The sequence below is a fragment of the Streptomyces albiflavescens genome (genome assembly GCF_014645835.1).
GTDB lineage: Bacteria > Actinomycetota > Actinomycetes > Streptomycetales > Streptomycetaceae > Streptomyces > Streptomyces albiflavescens.
In genome coordinates, this window is record NZ_BMMM01000021.1 from 108,742 (window position 1) to 124,552 (window position 15,811).

The 15,811-nt window shown below is 70.7% G+C and carries 19 protein-coding genes; 8 read left to right on the forward strand and 11 right to left on the reverse strand.

What is annotated here, in order from left to right:
* Nucleotides 1–7 precede the first annotated feature (7 nt).
* Both IEY95_RS40480 and IEY95_RS40485 read left to right on the forward strand, forming a co-directional pair.
* Entirely contained in the window at nt 8–421 is a 414-nt protein-coding gene (locus tag IEY95_RS40480; protein ID WP_189191239.1) for a YciI family protein, read from the forward strand.
* A gap of 8 nt (nt 422–429) precedes the next feature.
* Entirely contained in the window at nt 430–1,575 is a 1,146-nt protein-coding gene (locus tag IEY95_RS40485) for an RNA polymerase sigma factor (RefSeq protein WP_189191297.1), read from the forward strand.
* 116 nt (nt 1,576–1,691) lie between these two features.
* On the opposite strand, the gene IEY95_RS40490 is transcribed toward IEY95_RS40485, so the two are convergent.
* The 3 genes from IEY95_RS40490 to IEY95_RS40500 all read right to left on the reverse strand — a co-directional run bounded on the left by IEY95_RS40490 (nt 1,692) and on the right by IEY95_RS40500 (nt 2,979).
* Nucleotides 1,692–1,943, reverse strand: a complete 252-nt coding sequence (locus tag IEY95_RS40490; protein ID WP_229703689.1) for a hypothetical protein — start codon at nt 1,941–1,943, stop codon at nt 1,692–1,694.
* 107 nt (nt 1,944–2,050) lie between these two features.
* Entirely contained in the window at nt 2,051–2,836 is a 786-nt protein-coding gene (locus IEY95_RS40495) for a class II aldolase/adducin family protein (RefSeq protein ID WP_189191240.1), read from the reverse strand.
* Nucleotides 2,833–2,979, reverse strand: a complete 147-nt coding sequence (locus IEY95_RS40500; protein ID WP_189191241.1) for a hypothetical protein — start codon at nt 2,977–2,979, stop codon at nt 2,833–2,835. The genes IEY95_RS40495 and IEY95_RS40500 overlap by 4 nt, the downstream gene beginning before the upstream one ends.
* Nucleotides 2,980–3,194: 215 nt before the next feature.
* Between IEY95_RS40500 and IEY95_RS40505 the strand changes: the two genes are divergently transcribed.
* The 4 genes from IEY95_RS40505 (at nt 3,195) to IEY95_RS40520 (ending at nt 6,872) form a co-directional block, all read left to right on the forward strand.
* Complete coding sequence (locus IEY95_RS40505) at nt 3,195–4,094, forward strand: Lrp/AsnC family transcriptional regulator (RefSeq protein WP_189191242.1); 900 nt, start codon at nt 3,195–3,197, stop codon at nt 4,092–4,094.
* Between the two features lie 141 nt (nt 4,095–4,235).
* The gene (locus IEY95_RS40510; RefSeq protein ID WP_229703698.1) at nt 4,236–4,367 is read left to right on the forward strand and encodes a hypothetical protein; all 132 of its coding nucleotides are present in this window, start codon (nt 4,236–4,238) and stop codon (nt 4,365–4,367) included.
* A gap of 188 nt (nt 4,368–4,555) precedes the next feature.
* Nucleotides 4,556–5,164, forward strand: a complete 609-nt coding sequence (locus IEY95_RS40515) for a TetR/AcrR family transcriptional regulator (protein ID WP_189191243.1) — start codon at nt 4,556–4,558, stop codon at nt 5,162–5,164.
* Between the two features lie 49 nt (nt 5,165–5,213).
* Nucleotides 5,214–6,872 (forward strand): acyl-CoA dehydrogenase family protein, encoded by a 1,659-nt coding sequence (locus tag IEY95_RS40520; protein WP_189191244.1) that lies wholly within the window; start codon nt 5,214–5,216, stop codon nt 6,870–6,872.
* Nucleotides 6,873–7,134: 262 nt separating this feature from the next.
* Here IEY95_RS40520 and IEY95_RS40525 read toward each other — a convergent pair whose 3' ends face one another.
* From IEY95_RS40525 to IEY95_RS40535, 3 genes are all read right to left on the reverse strand, one after another.
* The gene (locus IEY95_RS40525) at nt 7,135–8,172 is read right to left on the reverse strand and encodes a hypothetical protein (protein WP_189191245.1); all 1,038 of its coding nucleotides are present in this window, start codon (nt 8,170–8,172) and stop codon (nt 7,135–7,137) included.
* A gap of 5 nt (nt 8,173–8,177) precedes the next feature.
* The gene (locus IEY95_RS40530; protein WP_189191246.1) at nt 8,178–8,732 is read right to left on the reverse strand and encodes an RNA polymerase sigma factor; all 555 of its coding nucleotides are present in this window, start codon (nt 8,730–8,732) and stop codon (nt 8,178–8,180) included.
* Nucleotides 8,733–8,881: 149 nt separating this feature from the next.
* Nucleotides 8,882–9,670, reverse strand: a complete 789-nt coding sequence (locus IEY95_RS40535; RefSeq protein ID WP_189191247.1) for a hypothetical protein — start codon at nt 9,668–9,670, stop codon at nt 8,882–8,884.
* Nucleotides 9,671–9,701: 31 nt separating this feature from the next.
* On the opposite strand from IEY95_RS40535, the gene IEY95_RS40540 reads away from it, so the two are divergent.
* Entirely contained in the window at nt 9,702–9,893 is a 192-nt protein-coding gene (locus IEY95_RS40540; RefSeq protein WP_189191248.1) for a hypothetical protein, read from the forward strand.
* A 65-nt stretch (nt 9,894–9,958) separates the two neighbouring features.
* On the opposite strand, the gene IEY95_RS40545 is transcribed toward IEY95_RS40540, so the two are convergent.
* The 4 genes from IEY95_RS40545 to IEY95_RS40560 all read right to left on the reverse strand — a co-directional run bounded on the left by IEY95_RS40545 (nt 9,959) and on the right by IEY95_RS40560 (nt 14,175).
* Complete coding sequence (locus IEY95_RS40545) at nt 9,959–11,503, reverse strand: sensor histidine kinase (protein ID WP_229703690.1); 1,545 nt, start codon at nt 11,501–11,503, stop codon at nt 9,959–9,961.
* The gene (locus IEY95_RS40550) at nt 11,500–12,171 is read right to left on the reverse strand and encodes a response regulator transcription factor (protein WP_308429394.1); all 672 of its coding nucleotides are present in this window, start codon (nt 12,169–12,171) and stop codon (nt 11,500–11,502) included. The genes IEY95_RS40545 and IEY95_RS40550 overlap by 4 nt, the downstream gene beginning before the upstream one ends.
* Before the next feature lie 68 nt (nt 12,172–12,239).
* Nucleotides 12,240–12,986 carry a hypothetical protein gene (locus IEY95_RS40555; RefSeq protein WP_189191250.1) on the reverse strand — a complete coding sequence of 249 codons (747 nt, stop codon included), beginning with the start codon at nt 12,984–12,986 and terminating at the stop codon, nt 12,240–12,242.
* Between the two features lie 337 nt (nt 12,987–13,323).
* Entirely contained in the window at nt 13,324–14,175 is an 852-nt protein-coding gene (locus IEY95_RS40560; RefSeq protein WP_189191251.1) for a maleylpyruvate isomerase family mycothiol-dependent enzyme, read from the reverse strand.
* 326 nt (nt 14,176–14,501) lie between these two features.
* Here IEY95_RS40560 and IEY95_RS40565 point away from each other — a divergent pair, with 326 nt between their 5' ends.
* A complete protein-coding gene (locus IEY95_RS40565; protein WP_189191252.1) occupies nt 14,502–15,170 on the forward strand; it encodes a hypothetical protein in 669 nt (222 codons plus the stop codon).
* Between the two features lie 144 nt (nt 15,171–15,314).
* On the opposite strand, the gene IEY95_RS40570 is transcribed toward IEY95_RS40565, so the two are convergent.
* Complete coding sequence (locus IEY95_RS40570) at nt 15,315–15,755, reverse strand: hypothetical protein (protein WP_189191253.1); 441 nt, start codon at nt 15,753–15,755, stop codon at nt 15,315–15,317.
* Between the last annotated feature and the right edge of the window lie 56 nt (nt 15,756–15,811).

The following is a 15,811-nucleotide window of genomic DNA, read 5'->3' on the forward strand; positions in this document are numbered from 1 at the left end:
AAACACGATGGCCAAGTACTTGCTGCTCAAGCACTACCGCGGCGCCCCGGCTGCGGTCAACGACGTGCCGATGGCCCAGTGGACGCCGGAAGAGATCTCGGCCCACGTGCAGTACATGCGCGACTTCGCGGACCGGCTCGAGAAGACCGGCGAGTTCGTCGACAGTCAGGCGCTCGCCCCCGAGGGGACGTTCGTCCGCTACGACGGCGAGGGGCGCCCGCCGGTCACCGACGGCCCGTTCGCCGAGACCAAGGACCTCATCGCCGGCTGGATGGTGATCGACGTCGACAGCTACGAGCGCGCCGTCGAGCTGGCCGGGGAACTGTCGGCCGCTCCCGGGGCGGGCGGGAAGCCGATCCATGAGTGGCTCGAGCTGCGCCCGTTCCTGGGCGGGCACGAGCACTGCACCGTCACGGAGTGACCTCGTCGATGAACGAGGTCCTGCTGAGGAGCCTCACGCCGAGCGTGCTCGCCGTCCTCGTCCGCCGTGGAGCCGACTTCGCGGCGGCCGAGGACGCCGTGCAGGACGCGCTCGTCGAGGCGGTCCGCGTCTGGCCGGCCGACCCTCCGCGAGATGCGAAGGGCTGGCTGGTCACCGTGGCCTGGCGCCGGTTCCTCGACGCGACCCGGGCGGACGTCGCCCGCCGCCGGCGTGAGGACCGCCTCGACGAGGAGCCGACGCCTGGGCCCGCGCCCGCGGTGGACGACACGCTGCAGCTCTACTTCCTGTGCGCCCACCCGTCGCTGACGCCGTCGTCCGCGGTCGCGCTCACACTGCGCGCTGTCGGCGGGCTGACCACCCGCCAGATCGCCCGTGCCTACCTGGTGCCCGAGGCGACCATGGCGCAGCGCATCAGCCGGGCCAAGCGCACCGTCTCCGGCGTGCGGTTCGACCAGCCCGGCGATGTCGCGACCGTTCTGCGCGTGCTCTACCTGGTCTTCAATGAGGGCTACGCCGGCGACGTCGACCTCGCCGCCGAGGCCATCCGGCTCACCCGGCAGCTCGCGGCCGCGATCGACCACCCCGAGGTGGCGGGGCTGCTCGCCCTCATGCTGCTCCACCAGGCCCGGCGCGCCGCCCGGACCGCGCCCGACGGCGGCCTGGTGCCGCTCGCCGAGCAGGACCGCGGCCGGTGGGACACCGAGTCGATCGCCGAGGGCGTCGAGATCCTGCAGGCTGCCCTCGCCCGCGACCGGCTGGGCGAGTTCCAGGCCCAGGCCGCCATCGCGGCACTCCACGCTGACGCGCCCACCTCCGAGGAGACTGACTGGGTACAGATCGTCGAGTGGTACGACGAGCTCGCGCGCCTGACCGACAGCCCGGTCGTCCGGCTCAACCGCGCAGTGGCCGTCGGCGAGGCCGACGGACCGCGCGCCGGCCTGGCGGCGCTCTCGGCGCTGAACGACTCACTGCCCCGCTACGCCGCGGTGGCGGCGTACCTCCACGAGCGCGACGGCGACCTGGCGACGGCGGCACGGCTGTACGCCGAGGCAGCCCAGAAGGCACCCAACCTCGCCGAGCGCGACCACCTGACGCGCCAGGCCGCCCGGCTCAACTCCCGCCGATGTCGCTGACAGGCCGCGCTCGGAATTTCCCGCAGCACTCGGCGCGGTCCCGTGGCCATAGCGGTCGCCTCACAGAGAGAAGGCAGGTCGAGACCAGCTGCACGACGTGTTGCTGACGGGGAAGTTCAGCGACGACAGGCGCGCTGAAGGCGTGGTGCGCCGCAACCTCGACCGTTCTTCGGGCCGCCCTCGGTCGTCTCCTGCCCGTCGTCCTCGCCGTCGCGGTGCTTCCATGACTGCCAGGCTGCCTTTAGGCCGAGCGCGAGAGGCAGCAGGCCGAGGTACGGGATGGCCGACTCGGGTAGGAAGGTCGCGCCGAACGCGGAGGCGACCGCGACGACGAGGGTGGCGGCGAAGCCGAGGTACTGACCGATCATGATCCGGCGGCACGTAGCGGGTGGAGCTCCGAGTCAGCCGGTCGCCGACGGCCCGGCCCCGAACGGACCGGACCGGCGCGGCGCGGCGCACAGGCCGATGGGCGCGATCAGTCCTTGTAGGCGGGCGCGATCCGCTCCACGAGTCGAAGCAGCGCCGCCCAGGCCAGGTCGTAGGCGATGTCGTCCTGGAAGTCGGCCTCGGCTTCGCCGGCCAGCTGCTGGGCGGTGTACTCGCAGACCTGGGCCGGAGGCAGGATCAGCGGGGCGCCGCCTGCCTGGGCGGTGACCTGGATCTCGCAGGCCTTCTCCAGGTAGTACATGCGCAGGAAGGCCTGAGCGGCGCTGTCGCCGACGGTGAGCAGTCCGTGGTTGCGCAGGATGAGCGCCGGGTGGTTCCCGAGGTCGGTGACCAGGCGCTGCTGCTCGTCGAGGTTGAGGGCGACGCCTTCGTAGTCGTGGTAACCGACGCGGTTGTGGAACTCCAGCGACATCTGGTTGACGGGCAACAGCCCGTCGCGCTGGGCGGCGACGGCGCAGCCGGCCTTGGTGTGGGTGTGCAGGACGCAGTGCGCGTCGGGGCGGGCCTTGTGGATCGCGCTGTGGATCACGAATCCGGCCGGGTTGACCGGATGAGGCGTGGGCTCGACAGGGTTCCCTTCCAGGTCGATCTTGACGAGGTTGGAGGCGGTGATCTCCTCGAAGAGCAACCCGTAGGGATTGATGAGGAAGTGGTTGTCGGGGCCCGGCAACCGCTGCGAGATGTGGGTGAAGATCAGGTCGGTCATGCGGAAGTGGGCGACCAGACGGTAAACGGCCGCCAGTTCGCGCCGAAGCCGCAGCTCCTCCTCGGCGGTGGCGTTCACTGTGGCGGGGGTCGCGAGGATGTCGGTCACGCGGGTGCTCCTTGCGTACGGGGTGCGCGGGTGGTGGATCCGGGGTCGGACGCGGCCACCCCGTCCGGGACGATCACGGGGGTGTGGGGGCGTCCGGTGGTCCACCAGGCGATGACGTCGGTCACGGCAACGGGTCGCGTCACGCCATCCTCCATCAATGATTCGATCGCCAATGCGGCTTTGAACTTACGTTTCGACTGCATTGCTTGTCCAGCTCGGATGAGATGGTTATTCGCGCAGTGGTTATGCCGCCCCGCCTCGGCAGTGCGGGGGCATCCGGCCGACTGACCGACAATGAGCGCACAGCCGCCCGGGCCCAGGGCCGGGCGGCGAACGAGCCAACGGAGGGGACCATCACGTGGATCTCGACGAGACCGACCTGTCGATCGTGCGAGAACTGCAGACGGACGGTCGGCTGACCTACGAGACGCTGGCCCAGCGGGTGGGCCTGTCCCGTCCGGCGACCCGGATGCGGGTACAGCGACTTCAGGAGTCGGGCGCCGTGCGGGTCGTGGCCATCGTGCATCCGGCCGTGCGCCGGCTGACCGCCTCGGCGCATCTGGCCATCGACACCGACGGCTTGGCCGCCCCCGTCGCGCGTGAGATCGCCACACTCCCCGAGGCCCCGTTCGTGACGCTGACCAGCGGACGGCGATCGATCATGACGGAGCTGCGCACGGCGGGCTTCGCCGAACTGGAGCGGACCATCGAGCACATCCGGGCCATGCCGGGGGTGCGCACGGTGGACCCGCTGGTGGCGACCCGGCACGTGAAGGACCCTTATCTCCTGCCCGAGGAGCCGACCGTCACACTGCAGGACGCGATGGACGAGCGCATCCTCGCCGAGCTGGAGGAGGACGGGCGGCTGCCGTTCGCCGAACTGGCGGGGCGTGTCGGACTGTCGGCCGGGGCGACCCGTTCGCGGACACTGCGACTGCTGGACGGCGGGGTGGCCAAGGTGGTCGCGCTGGTACGGCCTGACGTCCTGGGCATGGGCTACCTGTGCGGTTTCAGCCTGCGGGTGGCCGGACAGGCCGCACCCGTGGCCGAGCGGGTGGCACAGATCGCACGGGTGACCTTCCTGTCGACCTGCCTGGGCCGCGCCGAACTGGTCGGCACCATCACGGCGGAGTCGTTCAGCGCCGTGCGCGCCACGCTGGAGGAGATGCGCGCCCTGCCCACGGTGCGCGAGGTGGAGAGCTGGCTTCACCTGGAACTCGTCAAGGAGCGCTACGACCTCGGCCCGCGAACCGCCTGAGCAGGCGACCCGGGCGCTACGGGAGACCGACCGACACCGGCACCACAGCCGCGACAGCCGAAACGTAAGTCAAGACGCGATGCGAACTTCGGCTACGAGCACCGTCGCCTGGCCGATCGCCGCCACCCCACCTGCCACGACCTGGACCGCGTCGCCGACGACCGTGATGTCTACGTCATGAACGCCTCCGGCCACGGCGGCGTCGTCAACTCCCACACCCTGCGCACCTGCGGCATCACCGCGGGCATGCCGTCCCCTCCCCCCGAGGGATGAAGCGCTGCCACACCTCCTGGAACAGCGGCACCAGGGATTGCCCAGCAGTGCGTCACTGACGATCAGGGCGGATGCCGTGGGACCGGCCGCGTCCGTCGGCGGCAACAGGGTCACCTCCGGTCTCCTGACGAGCCTTGCTGGTGGAACCGGTCATGGCGGGAAACTCTGAATGATGGTTCACTTCTTTCATGGCCTACCGCAAGACCCCCGCCGAAATCCGTCGGCTCGAAGCCGTCAGGGAGCACCTCATCACCTGCGCCACCTCGGTCGTCGCCGAAGTGGGCTGGTCACAGGCGTCCGTGACCGCCGTCGCCGATTCGGCGGGGATCGCGGCCGGCTCGGTGTACCAGCACTTCCCGTCGAAGGCAGCGCTCGCCGTCGAGGTGTTCCGGCGCGCCGCCGGACGCGAGGTGGATGTGCTCGGTGAGGTACTGAACGGCCCGGGCAGCCCCGTCGAACGACTCAGCCACGGCATCGAGGTGTTCGCCCGCCGAGCCCTGGAGAACCGCGGTCTGGCCTACGCCCTGCTCGCCGCCCCGGCCGAACCCGCGGTCGGCGCCGAGCGCCTCGACTTCCGCCGTCGCTACCGGGCGCTGTTCGCCGAGGTGGTGCGCGAGGGGATGGCGGCAGGCCTGCTGCCATCCCAGAACGGCGAGATCACCGCGGCCGCACTCACCGGTGCGATCGGCGAGGTACTCGTCGATCCGCTCGGCGCCCCCGCCGAGAGCACCACCGACGAACTCCTCGCCGAACTCACCGCCATGGCCCTGCGGTGCGCGGGCGCCCCCGCCACGTAGCGCCGCTCCCGACCCGATCCGCGCCGACCCGCTTCTCGGAGGAATCCCCGTGTCTGAGACCGCCGCACCGCGTAGTCGTCCTACCGCCGTGACACACGAAGTGACCAACCAGCCCCCGCCGCTGACCGGTCACGACGCCGCGGCCGACCCGGTGCTGCTGGAGGGTGTGCGGCGGGAGGGCGCCGAGTGGCACCTGGACGACCTGCACCGGCTCGGCCGCCTGGTCGGCAGCGAGGAGGCGCAGCACTGGGCGGACCAGGCCAACCGCCATGAGCCCGAGTTGCGCACCCACGACCGCTACGGCCACCGCATCGACGAGGTCGAGTTCCACCCCGCCTATCACTCCCTGATGGACGCCTCGGTGAGCGCGGGCATCGCCGGCGCCGCCTGGGCCGACGAGCGTCCCGGCGCCCATGTGGCGCGTGCCGCGAGCTTCATGCTGACCACGATGCTGGAGCCGGGTCACCTGTGCCCCATCTCCATGACGTACGCGGTGGTCCCGGCCCTGCGCCACTCCCCCGACCTCGCCAAGACGTACGAGCCGCTGCTCACCAGCCGCGTCTACGACCCCGGCCTGCGCGCCCCGGCCGACAAGCGCGGTCTGCTCGCCGGGATGGGCATGACGGAGAAGCAGGGCGGCACCGACGTACGCGCCAACACCAGCAGCGCCACCGAACAGCCGGACGGCACCTGGCGCTTGCGCGGTCACAAGTGGTTCACCAGCGCGCCGATGAACGACCTCTTCCTCGTCCTCGCTCAGGCGCCCGGCGGTCTCTCCTGCTTCCTCGTCCCGCGCATCCTGCCCGACGGCAGCCGCAACACCTTCCGCATCCAGCGGCTCAAGGACAAGCTCGGCAACCGCTCCAACGCCAGCAGCGAGCCGGAGTTCGACGACACCGTAGCCTGGCTCGTCGGCACCGAGGGCAAGGGCGTACGCACCATCATCGACATGGTGACCATGACGCGGCTGGACTGCGTGCTCGGCTCCGCCGCCGGCACCCGCGCCGCCCTGGCACAGGCCGCCCACCATGCGCGCCACCGCGCCGTGTTCGGCGCCAAACTGATCGACCAGCCGCTGATGCGCAACGTGATCGCCGATCTGGGGATGGAGTCGGAGGCCGCCACGACTCTCGCGCTGCGTCTGGCCGGCGCCGCCGACCGCGCCCAGCGCGGAGACGACCGGGAGCGCGCCTTCCTGCGCCTGGCCACAGCCGTCGGAAAGTACTGGGTGTGCAAGCGGCAGCCGGCCGCCGTCGCCGAAGCCCTGGAGTGCCTGGGCGGCAACGGATACGACGAGGCCTCCGGCATGCCGCGCCTGTATCGCGAGGCCCCGCTCAACGGCATCTGGGAAGGCTCCGGCAACGTCAACGCCCTCGACATGCTGCGCGCGTTGACGCGTGAGCCCGAATCGCTGGAGGCCTTCCGTACGGAGATCGAGACGGCCACCGGTGCCGATCGACGGCTCGACGCCGCCTGGCGGGAGCTCCAGGGCGAGCTCGTCCTCACCGACGACGCGCCCCTGCGCGCCCGCCGCGTCATCGAACGGGCAGCCCTCGTGCTGCAGGGCTCGCTCCTCGTCCGCCACGCACCGTCCGCCGTAGCCGACGCGTTCTGCGCGTCGCGGCTCGCCGGGGACCGAGGGCTCGCCTTCGGGACGCTCCCGCCGGGGACGGACTTCGCGGCACTGCTGGAGCGCCTTCCCGTCTGACCGGCGTGCCCCGCGGCGACCGGGGAAGTACGGCCCCGGCGCCCCGCCCGAGATCGAAGTGGCCACCTGGGACGTCATCGGCGAGGCGTACACCCAGCGCCTGGCCGGCCCCGAGGCGTACCGCGCGGTCTTCCCCGAGCCCGAGGAAGACGAGGACGACGAAGACGGCGGGGGCAAGACCCTGCGGGCCCTCTTGGTTCCACGCCACCCGCGCCCACCGTGGCGGCGGCCCCCGATCCCCGGGGCCGCCGCCTTCGCCGCGTCAGCTGATGTGGTTCGTCCAGCCGACTTCGAGGTAGGTCGTGCGGACCAGCGGGTTGGCGCCGGCGCTGCCGCTTTCCAGAACGCGGCTCGTATCCGGGTCGATGACGTAACGGAGGGAGTACGGCAAGGAAACGGGCTTGGCGCCCTGCTTGTCCACCCGCCTGGTGCCGCGGAGGACGATCTCAGTGCCCGGACGGCCCCGGCTGTCCTTGACCTCGGGGGTCATGGTGACCCCCGGAGTCTCCGCGACGATCTGAAAGAGCGCGGAGCGCAGGTCAGGGCTCGCGGGTGACTCCGCCAGCAACGACATGATCTGCCCGAACCGTTCCTCAGCGTTCTTGGGGAAGCGGGCCTTCAGCTTCTCCGGTTCGGTGGGGAGGTGGTCGAATTCGGTCCAGGGCAGGCGCCGGTCGCCCACGTTCCAATCTGCGATGTTGTGGCCCGACCTGCTCAGCTTGCCGTTCGGCTGCCGAATCCAGGTGGCTCCCGCCCGGTCGCTGTACACGGTCACCGTCGCCGTACTCCGGCCGTCCTTCACCCAGTAATGGACCATCCAGTACGTTCCGTGGGTCGCCGGTGCCTCTGTCGAGACCTTCGCCATGTCGTTCAGGAACTGCGAGGCCGCCGAGGCCGTCGACAGCGGCTTGCCGGTCACGTCCAGCACCGGGTAGACGGCCGCGCCCACGGCGATGGCGGCCACCGCCGCGGCCGCGACCAAGACGCGTCCACGACGCGAGAGGCGGCGCTGTCGCGGCGCCGTGCGCGGCCCGTCGGGGCCGAGGACGACCAGCGGGTCCTCGGGCAGGTCCTCCGGGGGCGCGAGGGAGGCCGCCGGGCCGCCTCGTCGGGCCGTGGCGAGGGGTACCACGTTGGCGTGTGCCGTGGCGGTGGGTGCCTGTTCGGTCTCGCGTTCCGCGAGGAGGGCCACGATGTCGCGTACGGCCATGACCTTGGCGTTCGAGGGCGGCGCCACGGTTCCGGCCGCGATCAGTTCGTCGGCGTCGGGGAAGTCGAGAAAGTCGTCACGTTCGGTCATGTCGGTCATTTCAGGTCTCCGGTCAGGTCGAAGGGGGCGCCCGAGCGCATACGGTTGCGGGCGCGGTGCAGACGGGTGCGGGCTGTCGCGGCGGGTATGCCGACCACGGTGGCGGCCTCGCTGGGCGTCAGCTGCTCCCAGGCGACAAGGAGCAGTAACTCCCGTTCCTCGGAGGGAAGTTGAGCGAGGAGCTCGCGCAGCCTGGGGGCCACGGCTTCGGCGACGAGCCGGTTGTCCACGGCCTCCCAGGGGTCGTCGTCGCCGATGGCGCGCGGGATGTCGGGGCGAGCCGCCGCGACCCGCCGCCAGTGAGCGGAGAGCACGTTCCTGGCCACGCCGAACAGCCAGGTCCGTACGGACCCGCGGGCCGGGTCGAACCCGCGTCGCGTCGCGTACGCCTGGAGCCACAGCTCGGCGAGCAGATCGTCGGCGGCTCCGGGGGCGCGGCGCGCGAAGTAGCCGTGCAGGGCTGCCGAATGGCGTTCCACCAACGGCTCGAAGGAGGCTGGGTCGCGTGCCGTACGGCCCAGCAGCTCCTCGTCGTCCAGGCCCGTTGTCATGGGACCTCCGTCTCCGGACCGCCGGTCGGCGGTCTCACCCCTTACTTGGCGGAAACCACCGACAGCGTTCGCGCCCCGGTCGAGGACCCGAGTCGCCTCGCCGCGGCCGGCAACGTCGAGATCGCCTGTACCCGTCCTAGGCCCTGTCGTCAAATTCCCGTCTGCCCCGCGACGCCATGCACGCACTCTCGCCGCACCGGGCACAGACCCAAGTACATCCAGTACGAGGGCCTGTGCCCGGCACGCCGAGAGCACGCACCTGACGCCGCAGGGCCCGCCCTCCGGGCGGACGACGGGAATTTGACGACAGGACCTAGCACGCCGTCCTCAACAGTCGGCCCGCCCTCACCCACCTCGCCCAGCACCGGACCCGAGCCGGCCAGGACCGCACCGGGGAACCGCAACCGGTTTCCCCCCGGGACGCGGTGCACGCCCTGCACCGGCTCAGCCTCATCGACCACACCCCCGCCGCCCCGCACCAAGCCGTCCGCGTCCACCAGCTCATCCAGCGCGCCACCCGTGACACCCTCACCCCCGACCAACAGGACGAGTTCGCCCGCACTGCGGCGGACGCCCTCCTCGCCGCCTGGCCCGACATCGACCGCGACACCACCCTGACCCAGGCCCTGCGCGCCAACACCACAGCCCTCGCCGCCCAAGCCCAAGAGGCCTTGTACCGGCCGGACGCCCATAAGGTGCTGTTTCGCGTGCATCGCGCTGACACCAGCCCGAATACAACCGGCCAGGTTGCCGCCGCCCTCGACCACTGCCAGCGCCTTGCCGCCGCCACCCGTCGCCGCCTCGGTCCGCGGCACCCCTGCACCCTCGCCGCTCGCCACCACCTGGCCCACTGGCGGGGGCGGGCAGGGGATGCAGCGGGCGCCGCCGATCTCGTCGAGCTGCTGGAGGACATGGTGCGAGTGCTGGGCGACGACCACCCCCACACCTCCTCACCCGCGGCAACCTCGCATGCTGGCGGGGGATCCGGCGGGCGCGGCCGCCGCGCTCGCCGAGGCGCTGGACGACATGGTGCGAGTGTTCGGCGACGACCACGACCACACCCGCACCGCCCGCTACGAGCTGGCCAGGTGGCGCGCCCAGAGCCCGGCATCGGCCGCCGTGAGCCGCGCCGTACACAAGGCGAGGCGAATGTTCATCTAACGGCGATCGATGAACAAGTCTGATGAGCCTCAAGACCTCGTTGACCTCGGTTTCATGACGGCCCGTCAGTCCAACTGGCGCACCGTGTCGGCTCGTTGGGCTGACGGCGGGCAGAGCGAGGGCCCGGCCGTCGCGTCGGGGCGCCGGGTTCCACCGCTCCGGCGGGCGGTCGAGGGTGCGGCGGACGCCGTTGAGGTGCTCGACGGCGCCGCTCCGGCGCCCGCGCCCGGCAAGGTCTCGACCCCCGTCCGAGGCGCCGCGACCCCGAGCGCCGGCAGCGCAAGGCACAGCATCGTGCCGCCTGCTGCCGGCGTTTCGGCCGTCACCGTACCCCCGTGCGTCTCCGCGATCTGCCGCACGATCGCCAGTCCCAGCCCGCTGCCGGGAAGGGAGCGGGCTTGGGTCGAGCGGTAGAACCGGTCGAAGACGTACGGCAGATCGGCCGCCGGGATGCCGGGACCCTCGTCGGCCACGGACAGCACCCCGGTCGCGCCGACCCGCACCGTGACCCGGCCGCCTTCGGGGCTCCACTTCACCGCGTTGTCCACCAGGTTGGCCGCCGCCCGCTCCAGCGCATCCGGGTCGCCGTGGACGAGGCACTCGGCCAGCTCCATACGGAAGGCGAGGCCCGGCGTGCGGCCGGTGGCCCGCACGACGACCCGCTGGGCCACGAGGTCAAGCCGGGTGTCCTCGGTGTGCGTGTCGGCGCGCCCGTAACGTGCCAGGTCAATCAGGTCTCCCACCAGCGCCATCAGCTCCCGGGTCTGCTCGCGCGCCGCCCCCACCAGCTCCGGCGCCTGCGGATCCCGCACACCGAGCCCCTCGTCCAGCAGTTCCAGATTGGTGTTGAGGCTGGTCAGCGGCGTGCGCAACTCGTGCGAGGCATCCGCGACGAGCCGCCGCTGGGTGGTCACGGACGCCTCGACCGCCGCAGTCATGGACGCGAAAGCCCGTCCCAGCCGGGCGATTTCGTCCCGGCCCGAGATCTCGATGCGGGCGCCGAGGTCCTGTGTCGCGGTGATGTGCTCCACCGTCTCGGTGAGTCGGCGTACCGGGCGCAGCACCCGGCCGGCCGCGAGCCGGGCGACCAGTCCGGCGAGCAGGCTGCCGCCCACGGTAATCGCGATGAGCAGTAGCTTGAGACTGCCGAGCGGGGCACCGACCACGGACGTCGGCATCGCGGCGCGGACCAGAACGCCGTTGGTGCCGGCCAGCGGGGCGGTGTAGACGCGGTAGCGGATACCGTCGAACTCGGCGTCCTGAAAGTACGGCTCGTGAGCGCCGGACGCGACCTGCTGGTCGGTAACGCTGACCTTGATGAAGCCCGTGTTCGAGCCCGGCGTCACGGGCGCGTCCAGCAACTGCAGTTTCGTCGAGCCGACGTCGACCGGTTCGCCCGCGAAGAAGGCCGGCTTCTGGCCCGTCTCGGCGGACTTCGTCTTGAGTGCCCGCAACGTGTCCGGAGCCTGCTCGACCGCGGCCACGAGGGTGGCGTCGTGCTGCTGGTTGAGCTTGGCGTCGAGAGAGGGATACAGCACGAGGGAGGCGAGCACGAGCGCAGCCAGGACCACCGCGCCGCCGGCCAGCGCGACCCGGTTGCGCAGGCTCATGGCTCCTCCCGCAGTACATAGCCGAGGCCGCGCACGGTCTGGATCAGCCGCGGTTCGCCGGCTGCCTCCAGCTTGGCACGCAGATAACTCACGTACACCCACAGGGCGTTGGAGGACGGACCGAAGTCATAGCCCCATACCGAGTCGAAGATGAGGGTCCGGCTGAGCACTCGCTCCGGGTTGCGCAGGAACAACTCAAGCAGCGCGTACTCGGTGCGCGTCAACTCCAGCTGCCGGGTGCCCCTGCGGGCCCGGCAGGCGGCCGTGTCCAGAGCGATGTCGGCGTAGGTCAGCACCTCCTGCGCTGCGCCGCTGCGGCGCAGCAGGGCGCGCAGCCGGGCCCGCAGCTCGTCCAGCGCGAACGGCTTGACGAGATAGTCGTCGGCGCCCGCGTCCAGGCCCGCGACCCGGTCGGAGACCAGGTCGCGGGCGGTGAGCATGAGGATCGGGGTGCCGTCGCCGCGGCCGCGCAGCCGGCGGCACACCTCGAGGCCGTTGGGTTCGGGCATCAGGATGTCCAGCACCACGGCGTCCTGCCGGGCCCGGGCCAGCTCGCTCAGCGCCGCGGCACCGTCGGGCGCCGTGGACACCTCGTAGCCGTCCCGCGTCAGGGCGTGCGCCAGCGAACGGCGCACCGCGTCATCGTCATCGACCACCAGCACCCGCATGGGCAATAGCGTGCCTCAGGTTGTGTAGGCGGCGGGTCAGGTCGTGAGGACCCGGCTCGCGGCCACGGTCAGGACTCGGACGGCTTCGCCGAGGCGGCCTGTCGCTCGCCCCCCAGACTCAACTTGACCTGGCCGATGGCATCCGCGAACTGCCTGGCCGTCACACCCAGCCCGCGTGCGATCGCGGCGAACCGAGCATCGCGCGGGTCGATTCCGCCGGACGTCCGGCTCAGCTTCTCCAGGGCGGCGAAGGCGCGCGCGGCCTGTTCGTGGGAGACGCCGAGCTGCTTGGCGAGCCCGTCGACAAAGGCCCTGGCGTCGGCCTTGGTCCCCTTGCCGTCCAGCCTCCCCTGGCGCTTGCCGCCCGCCTGTCCGAAGAACTCCTGCTCCAGCTTCGCCGCCTTCGCCTGAGAGATGCCGAGGTCGTGCGCGAGGAGCCGGACGATGGCCTGGTCGGACGGCGACTTGCCCTGTTCGCCGATGGCGCGCTTGACGTCGCGCAAGGAATTCTCGAGCTGCACCACGGAGACGCCGTAGCGCTTGGCTATCTCGGCCAGCCGGTCGGTCTGCTTGCCCTTCTCGCCCTGCTTGCCCTTCTCGCCCTGCTTGCTCTTCTCGCCCTGCTTGCCCTTCTCGCCCTGCTTGCTCTTCTCGCCCTGCTTGCCCTTCTCGCCGTGCTTGCTCGGGACGTGCGCGCTCCCGCTGCCGCTCGGCGACGGCGATCCCTTGGCCCCGTCGGCGACAGCCGCGCCGGAGACCCCCGCCACCATGACGAGCGCCAGCGCCGTGGCGGCAACTCCCCTGCTCTTTCGCATCTGCTTCCCTTCCCCGAAGGGCCGACGTCTTCGGCCCGCCCGATCCCCAGGAGACCAGCCGCACTTCAACACGACTTGCCGGCGAACCTTAGAGTTGCCATAGAGCGCCAAGCCGCGGGGTCAGCCGACGGACGCCGTGCGGCGCCGCACGACCGCCGGCACCCGCGCGCCCGCGCGCCCGCGCGCCCGCGCGCGCCCGCGACGTCGTTCCCGACTACGCGGGCATGCACGCCCTGGTTGCCGACCTGGTCCTGCCCGGCGACGCGTCCATGCACGTCGGGCTGGTTCAACAGGACGGGGCCCGTGAGTGAGGCATGGGACTCCGGCTGCGCGGTTCTCAGTAGACGATGGACACGATCTGGCACATGGCCTCGGCAAGCGGACGTTCTCCCTGGATGTGGACGTCTGTGAGGGCGGTGCTCGGCTCGATGCCGCGGGTGCACAAGCGCCAGGCAGTCTCCGAGTCCAACGTCACCGATGCGGTGGGCCGCCCGTTGGGCGCCGCAGCCAGTGACCATCGGTCCTCAACGGCTGTCACGGTCCAGGTGCCACCGGCCGAGCCACTGATGACCATCCGGACCTGAGTTCCGGTGGGGGCGGTCGTGCCACGCAGCGTGTGAGGCAGGGCCCGCATAAACGTGTCCAGGACTGTGGCGAGAGCCAGGGGTTCCGGATCGGTCCCACGGCCGGTGGCATGGCGGATCTGCTGGCGGTGCGTCCAGTACTCGGTGAACTCCCGTGCGATGTCCAGCCACCTCGGTGCTGGGTCTGCACCAGCCCAGGACACTCCCAGCCCTGCTGTACGGAGATCAGCGGCCGCGAAATTGCTGCTGACCTGGGCACCTGCTGCCTCGACGGCATCGATGAGCTCGGCGGGGCCGTGGTCGGTGTGGAGGTCTATCCAGTCCTGGTTGACGCGATGGATGAATGCTTCCAGGGTCTCGCCGACTGCGAACGCAGGCCGAAAGCCGTCCGTGCTCCAGCCGAGGCGACCCCGGTAGTCGCCGAGGATGTGGGCGGCGAGGTCCTTCACGCTCCAGCCCGGCACCGCCGCCGCCTTCCATTCAGTAGGTCGCAGTGCGCGCAGTAGGTTCAGGAGCGAGGCCAGCTCCGGCCCGAACAGGGGGCGAGCGTCGATCGGTGTGCCGAGCCAAGAGGCGTCGGCGACCCCGTTGGTCCGGTAACTCATAGGCGGAGCCTGACACTTGGCAGGCCTCGCCTGCCGGCGAATACCGTCCTCGCGCGAAGGTCACCGTTCCCGTCAGCCGTCCGTGATCAGTCCTGTGCCGACGAGGCAGCCGTCGACCAGGTCCGGCTAGTACTGGAGTTTCTTGAGTCGGCGCCTGACAAGCCGAGCTGGATGCGGGCGCAAACGATCAGGATGCGGAAGTCCCGCCGGCCGAAGCCCTTGGGCTCGCCCTTGCGGCCCCGGGGTTGCAGTCAGGTCCAGGGTGCGGGTGCTGTGCACTCACTTGGCATAGTTGACCCCGCCAAGGCGGCAGGAAAGGAAGGGTCATGGACGAGGAACCGGAGCGCTACCGGGTCGAGTTCGCGAGTGGTACTGCCGCCTCGGTGGAGAAGCGGCGCTCCTTCCGCGACCACGAGCGCAACGATATAGAACCCGCCCTGCCCGGCTGGCCCCCTGGACAGACCTTCGCGGTGCGGGGGTTCTTCGGCAAGCTCGGCCGACACGTCCATGCTCTCGTCACCGGGCTCCTGATGTTGCCGCTGTACATCATCGCCAGCGCCCTTGGCAGCCCCGCGTCGCCCGACGGGCGAGGGAAGCTGGAGGAGCGCGAGAACGAAGTCGACGACTTCCCCGTCATGTGGGCGGGCGTGGGCGAGACGGCTCGTACGCTGCCCTGGCAGCTCGATCCCTCCCGGCGGTCCTGGCGAATGGTGACCGAGATCGAACTGGACGAATCTGATGGCCTCGTGCGCATTACGTCGTACGAGGACACGGCGCGGGGCAGTTGGTTCCTCTCATGGGGCGGTGGTGAGAAGGTTCCGGGATCCGAGGCCGTCCTCTGGTCGTTGCCTCGGAAGGAAATCGTCGGCGCGGAGATCAAGCGATTCAGCATGGCCGAGTCCGACTTCAAGATCTCCTTCCGGGACGGGTCGTGGGCCCGGCTGACGACGACTTCGTCGGACGGTGCGCGGAGGATCGCGGCTCTCTTTGGTTAAAGAGCGTTCTGTCCTGGCGGGAGTGTTCGGTTCGAGGTTCAGGTGTGGCAATAGCCCATCACATTCGGTTGCCGGGACAAAACACTCTTCAACCAGTCGTTTCCCCCACGGCTTCCAGCCGTGGGGGAAACGACTGGTAACTGGTCAGCTCGGGAAGTAGACCTGGCAGCCTGTGGTGGGGACGGCGTGCTCGTCCTCGAGACAGACCCGGACGTACGCAGCGCCGCCGACGACATTCGCGGGAATCGCGAACGGGGGGATCGAATCCGCTGTGTTGCAGTGAGTACTGGTGCTCCTGGCAGCGAGCGGGTTGTCAGAGGCGTCGTACGTGCTGAACCACGCCCTTCGGCAGCCTTTGGCGATGAGCACTCCCTGGAAGCCGACCGCCCGATTAGACCAGGTCAAGGTGCCATAGACGTAGCTACCGCTCTGCTCCTCGATGTCCACCGTGGCGGTCCGGGCGGCGGCCGTGGTCGGCGCCTTCGGCGTGGCCGGAGCCGCCGCGACGGCCGGTACCGTCAGCGCCGCGGACATGGCCAGGCCCGCCGCGGCGGCAAGGCTGAGAGTAGATCGGCGTAACGCCATGTGAATCTCCTCCGCTGCGAGTTCGCGGAATGCGGCTTGGAGGCTACCCGCCGTCC

Bases quoted from the DNA above. Each gene is read 5' to 3' on its own strand.
- IEY95_RS40480 (WP_189191239.1), top strand. From the start codon at position 8: ATGGCCAAGTACTTGCTGCTCAAGCACTACCGCGGCGCCCCGGCTGCG.
- IEY95_RS40485 (WP_189191297.1), top strand. From the start codon at position 430: ATGAACGAGGTCCTGCTGAGGAGCCTCACGCCGAGCGTGCTCGCCGTC.
- IEY95_RS40490 (WP_229703689.1), bottom strand. From the start codon at position 1,943: ATGATCGGTCAGTACCTCGGCTTCGCCGCCACCCTCGTCGTCGCGGTC.
- IEY95_RS40515 (WP_189191243.1), top strand. From the start codon at position 4,556: ATGGCCTACCGCAAGACCCCCGCCGAAATCCGTCGGCTCGAAGCCGTC.
- IEY95_RS40525 (WP_189191245.1), bottom strand. From the start codon at position 8,172: ATGACCGAACGTGACGACTTTCTCGACTTCCCCGACGCCGACGAACTG.
- IEY95_RS40530 (WP_189191246.1), bottom strand. From the start codon at position 8,732: ATGACAACGGGCCTGGACGACGAGGAGCTGCTGGGCCGTACGGCACGC.
- IEY95_RS40540 (WP_189191248.1), top strand. From the start codon at position 9,702: ATGCTGGCGGGGGATCCGGCGGGCGCGGCCGCCGCGCTCGCCGAGGCG.
- IEY95_RS40545 (WP_229703690.1), bottom strand. From the start codon at position 11,503: ATGAGCCTGCGCAACCGGGTCGCGCTGGCCGGCGGCGCGGTGGTCCTG.
- IEY95_RS40550 (WP_308429394.1), bottom strand. From the start codon at position 12,171: ATGCGGGTGCTGGTGGTCGATGACGATGACGCGGTGCGCCGTTCGCTG.
- IEY95_RS40555 (WP_189191250.1), bottom strand. From the start codon at position 12,986: ATGCGAAAGAGCAGGGGAGTTGCCGCCACGGCGCTGGCGCTCGTCATG.
- IEY95_RS40560 (WP_189191251.1), bottom strand. From the start codon at position 14,175: ATGAGTTACCGGACCAACGGGGTCGCCGACGCCTCTTGGCTCGGCACA.
- IEY95_RS40565 (WP_189191252.1), top strand. From the start codon at position 14,502: ATGGACGAGGAACCGGAGCGCTACCGGGTCGAGTTCGCGAGTGGTACT.
- IEY95_RS40570 (WP_189191253.1), bottom strand. From the start codon at position 15,755: ATGGCGTTACGCCGATCTACTCTCAGCCTTGCCGCCGCGGCGGGCCTG.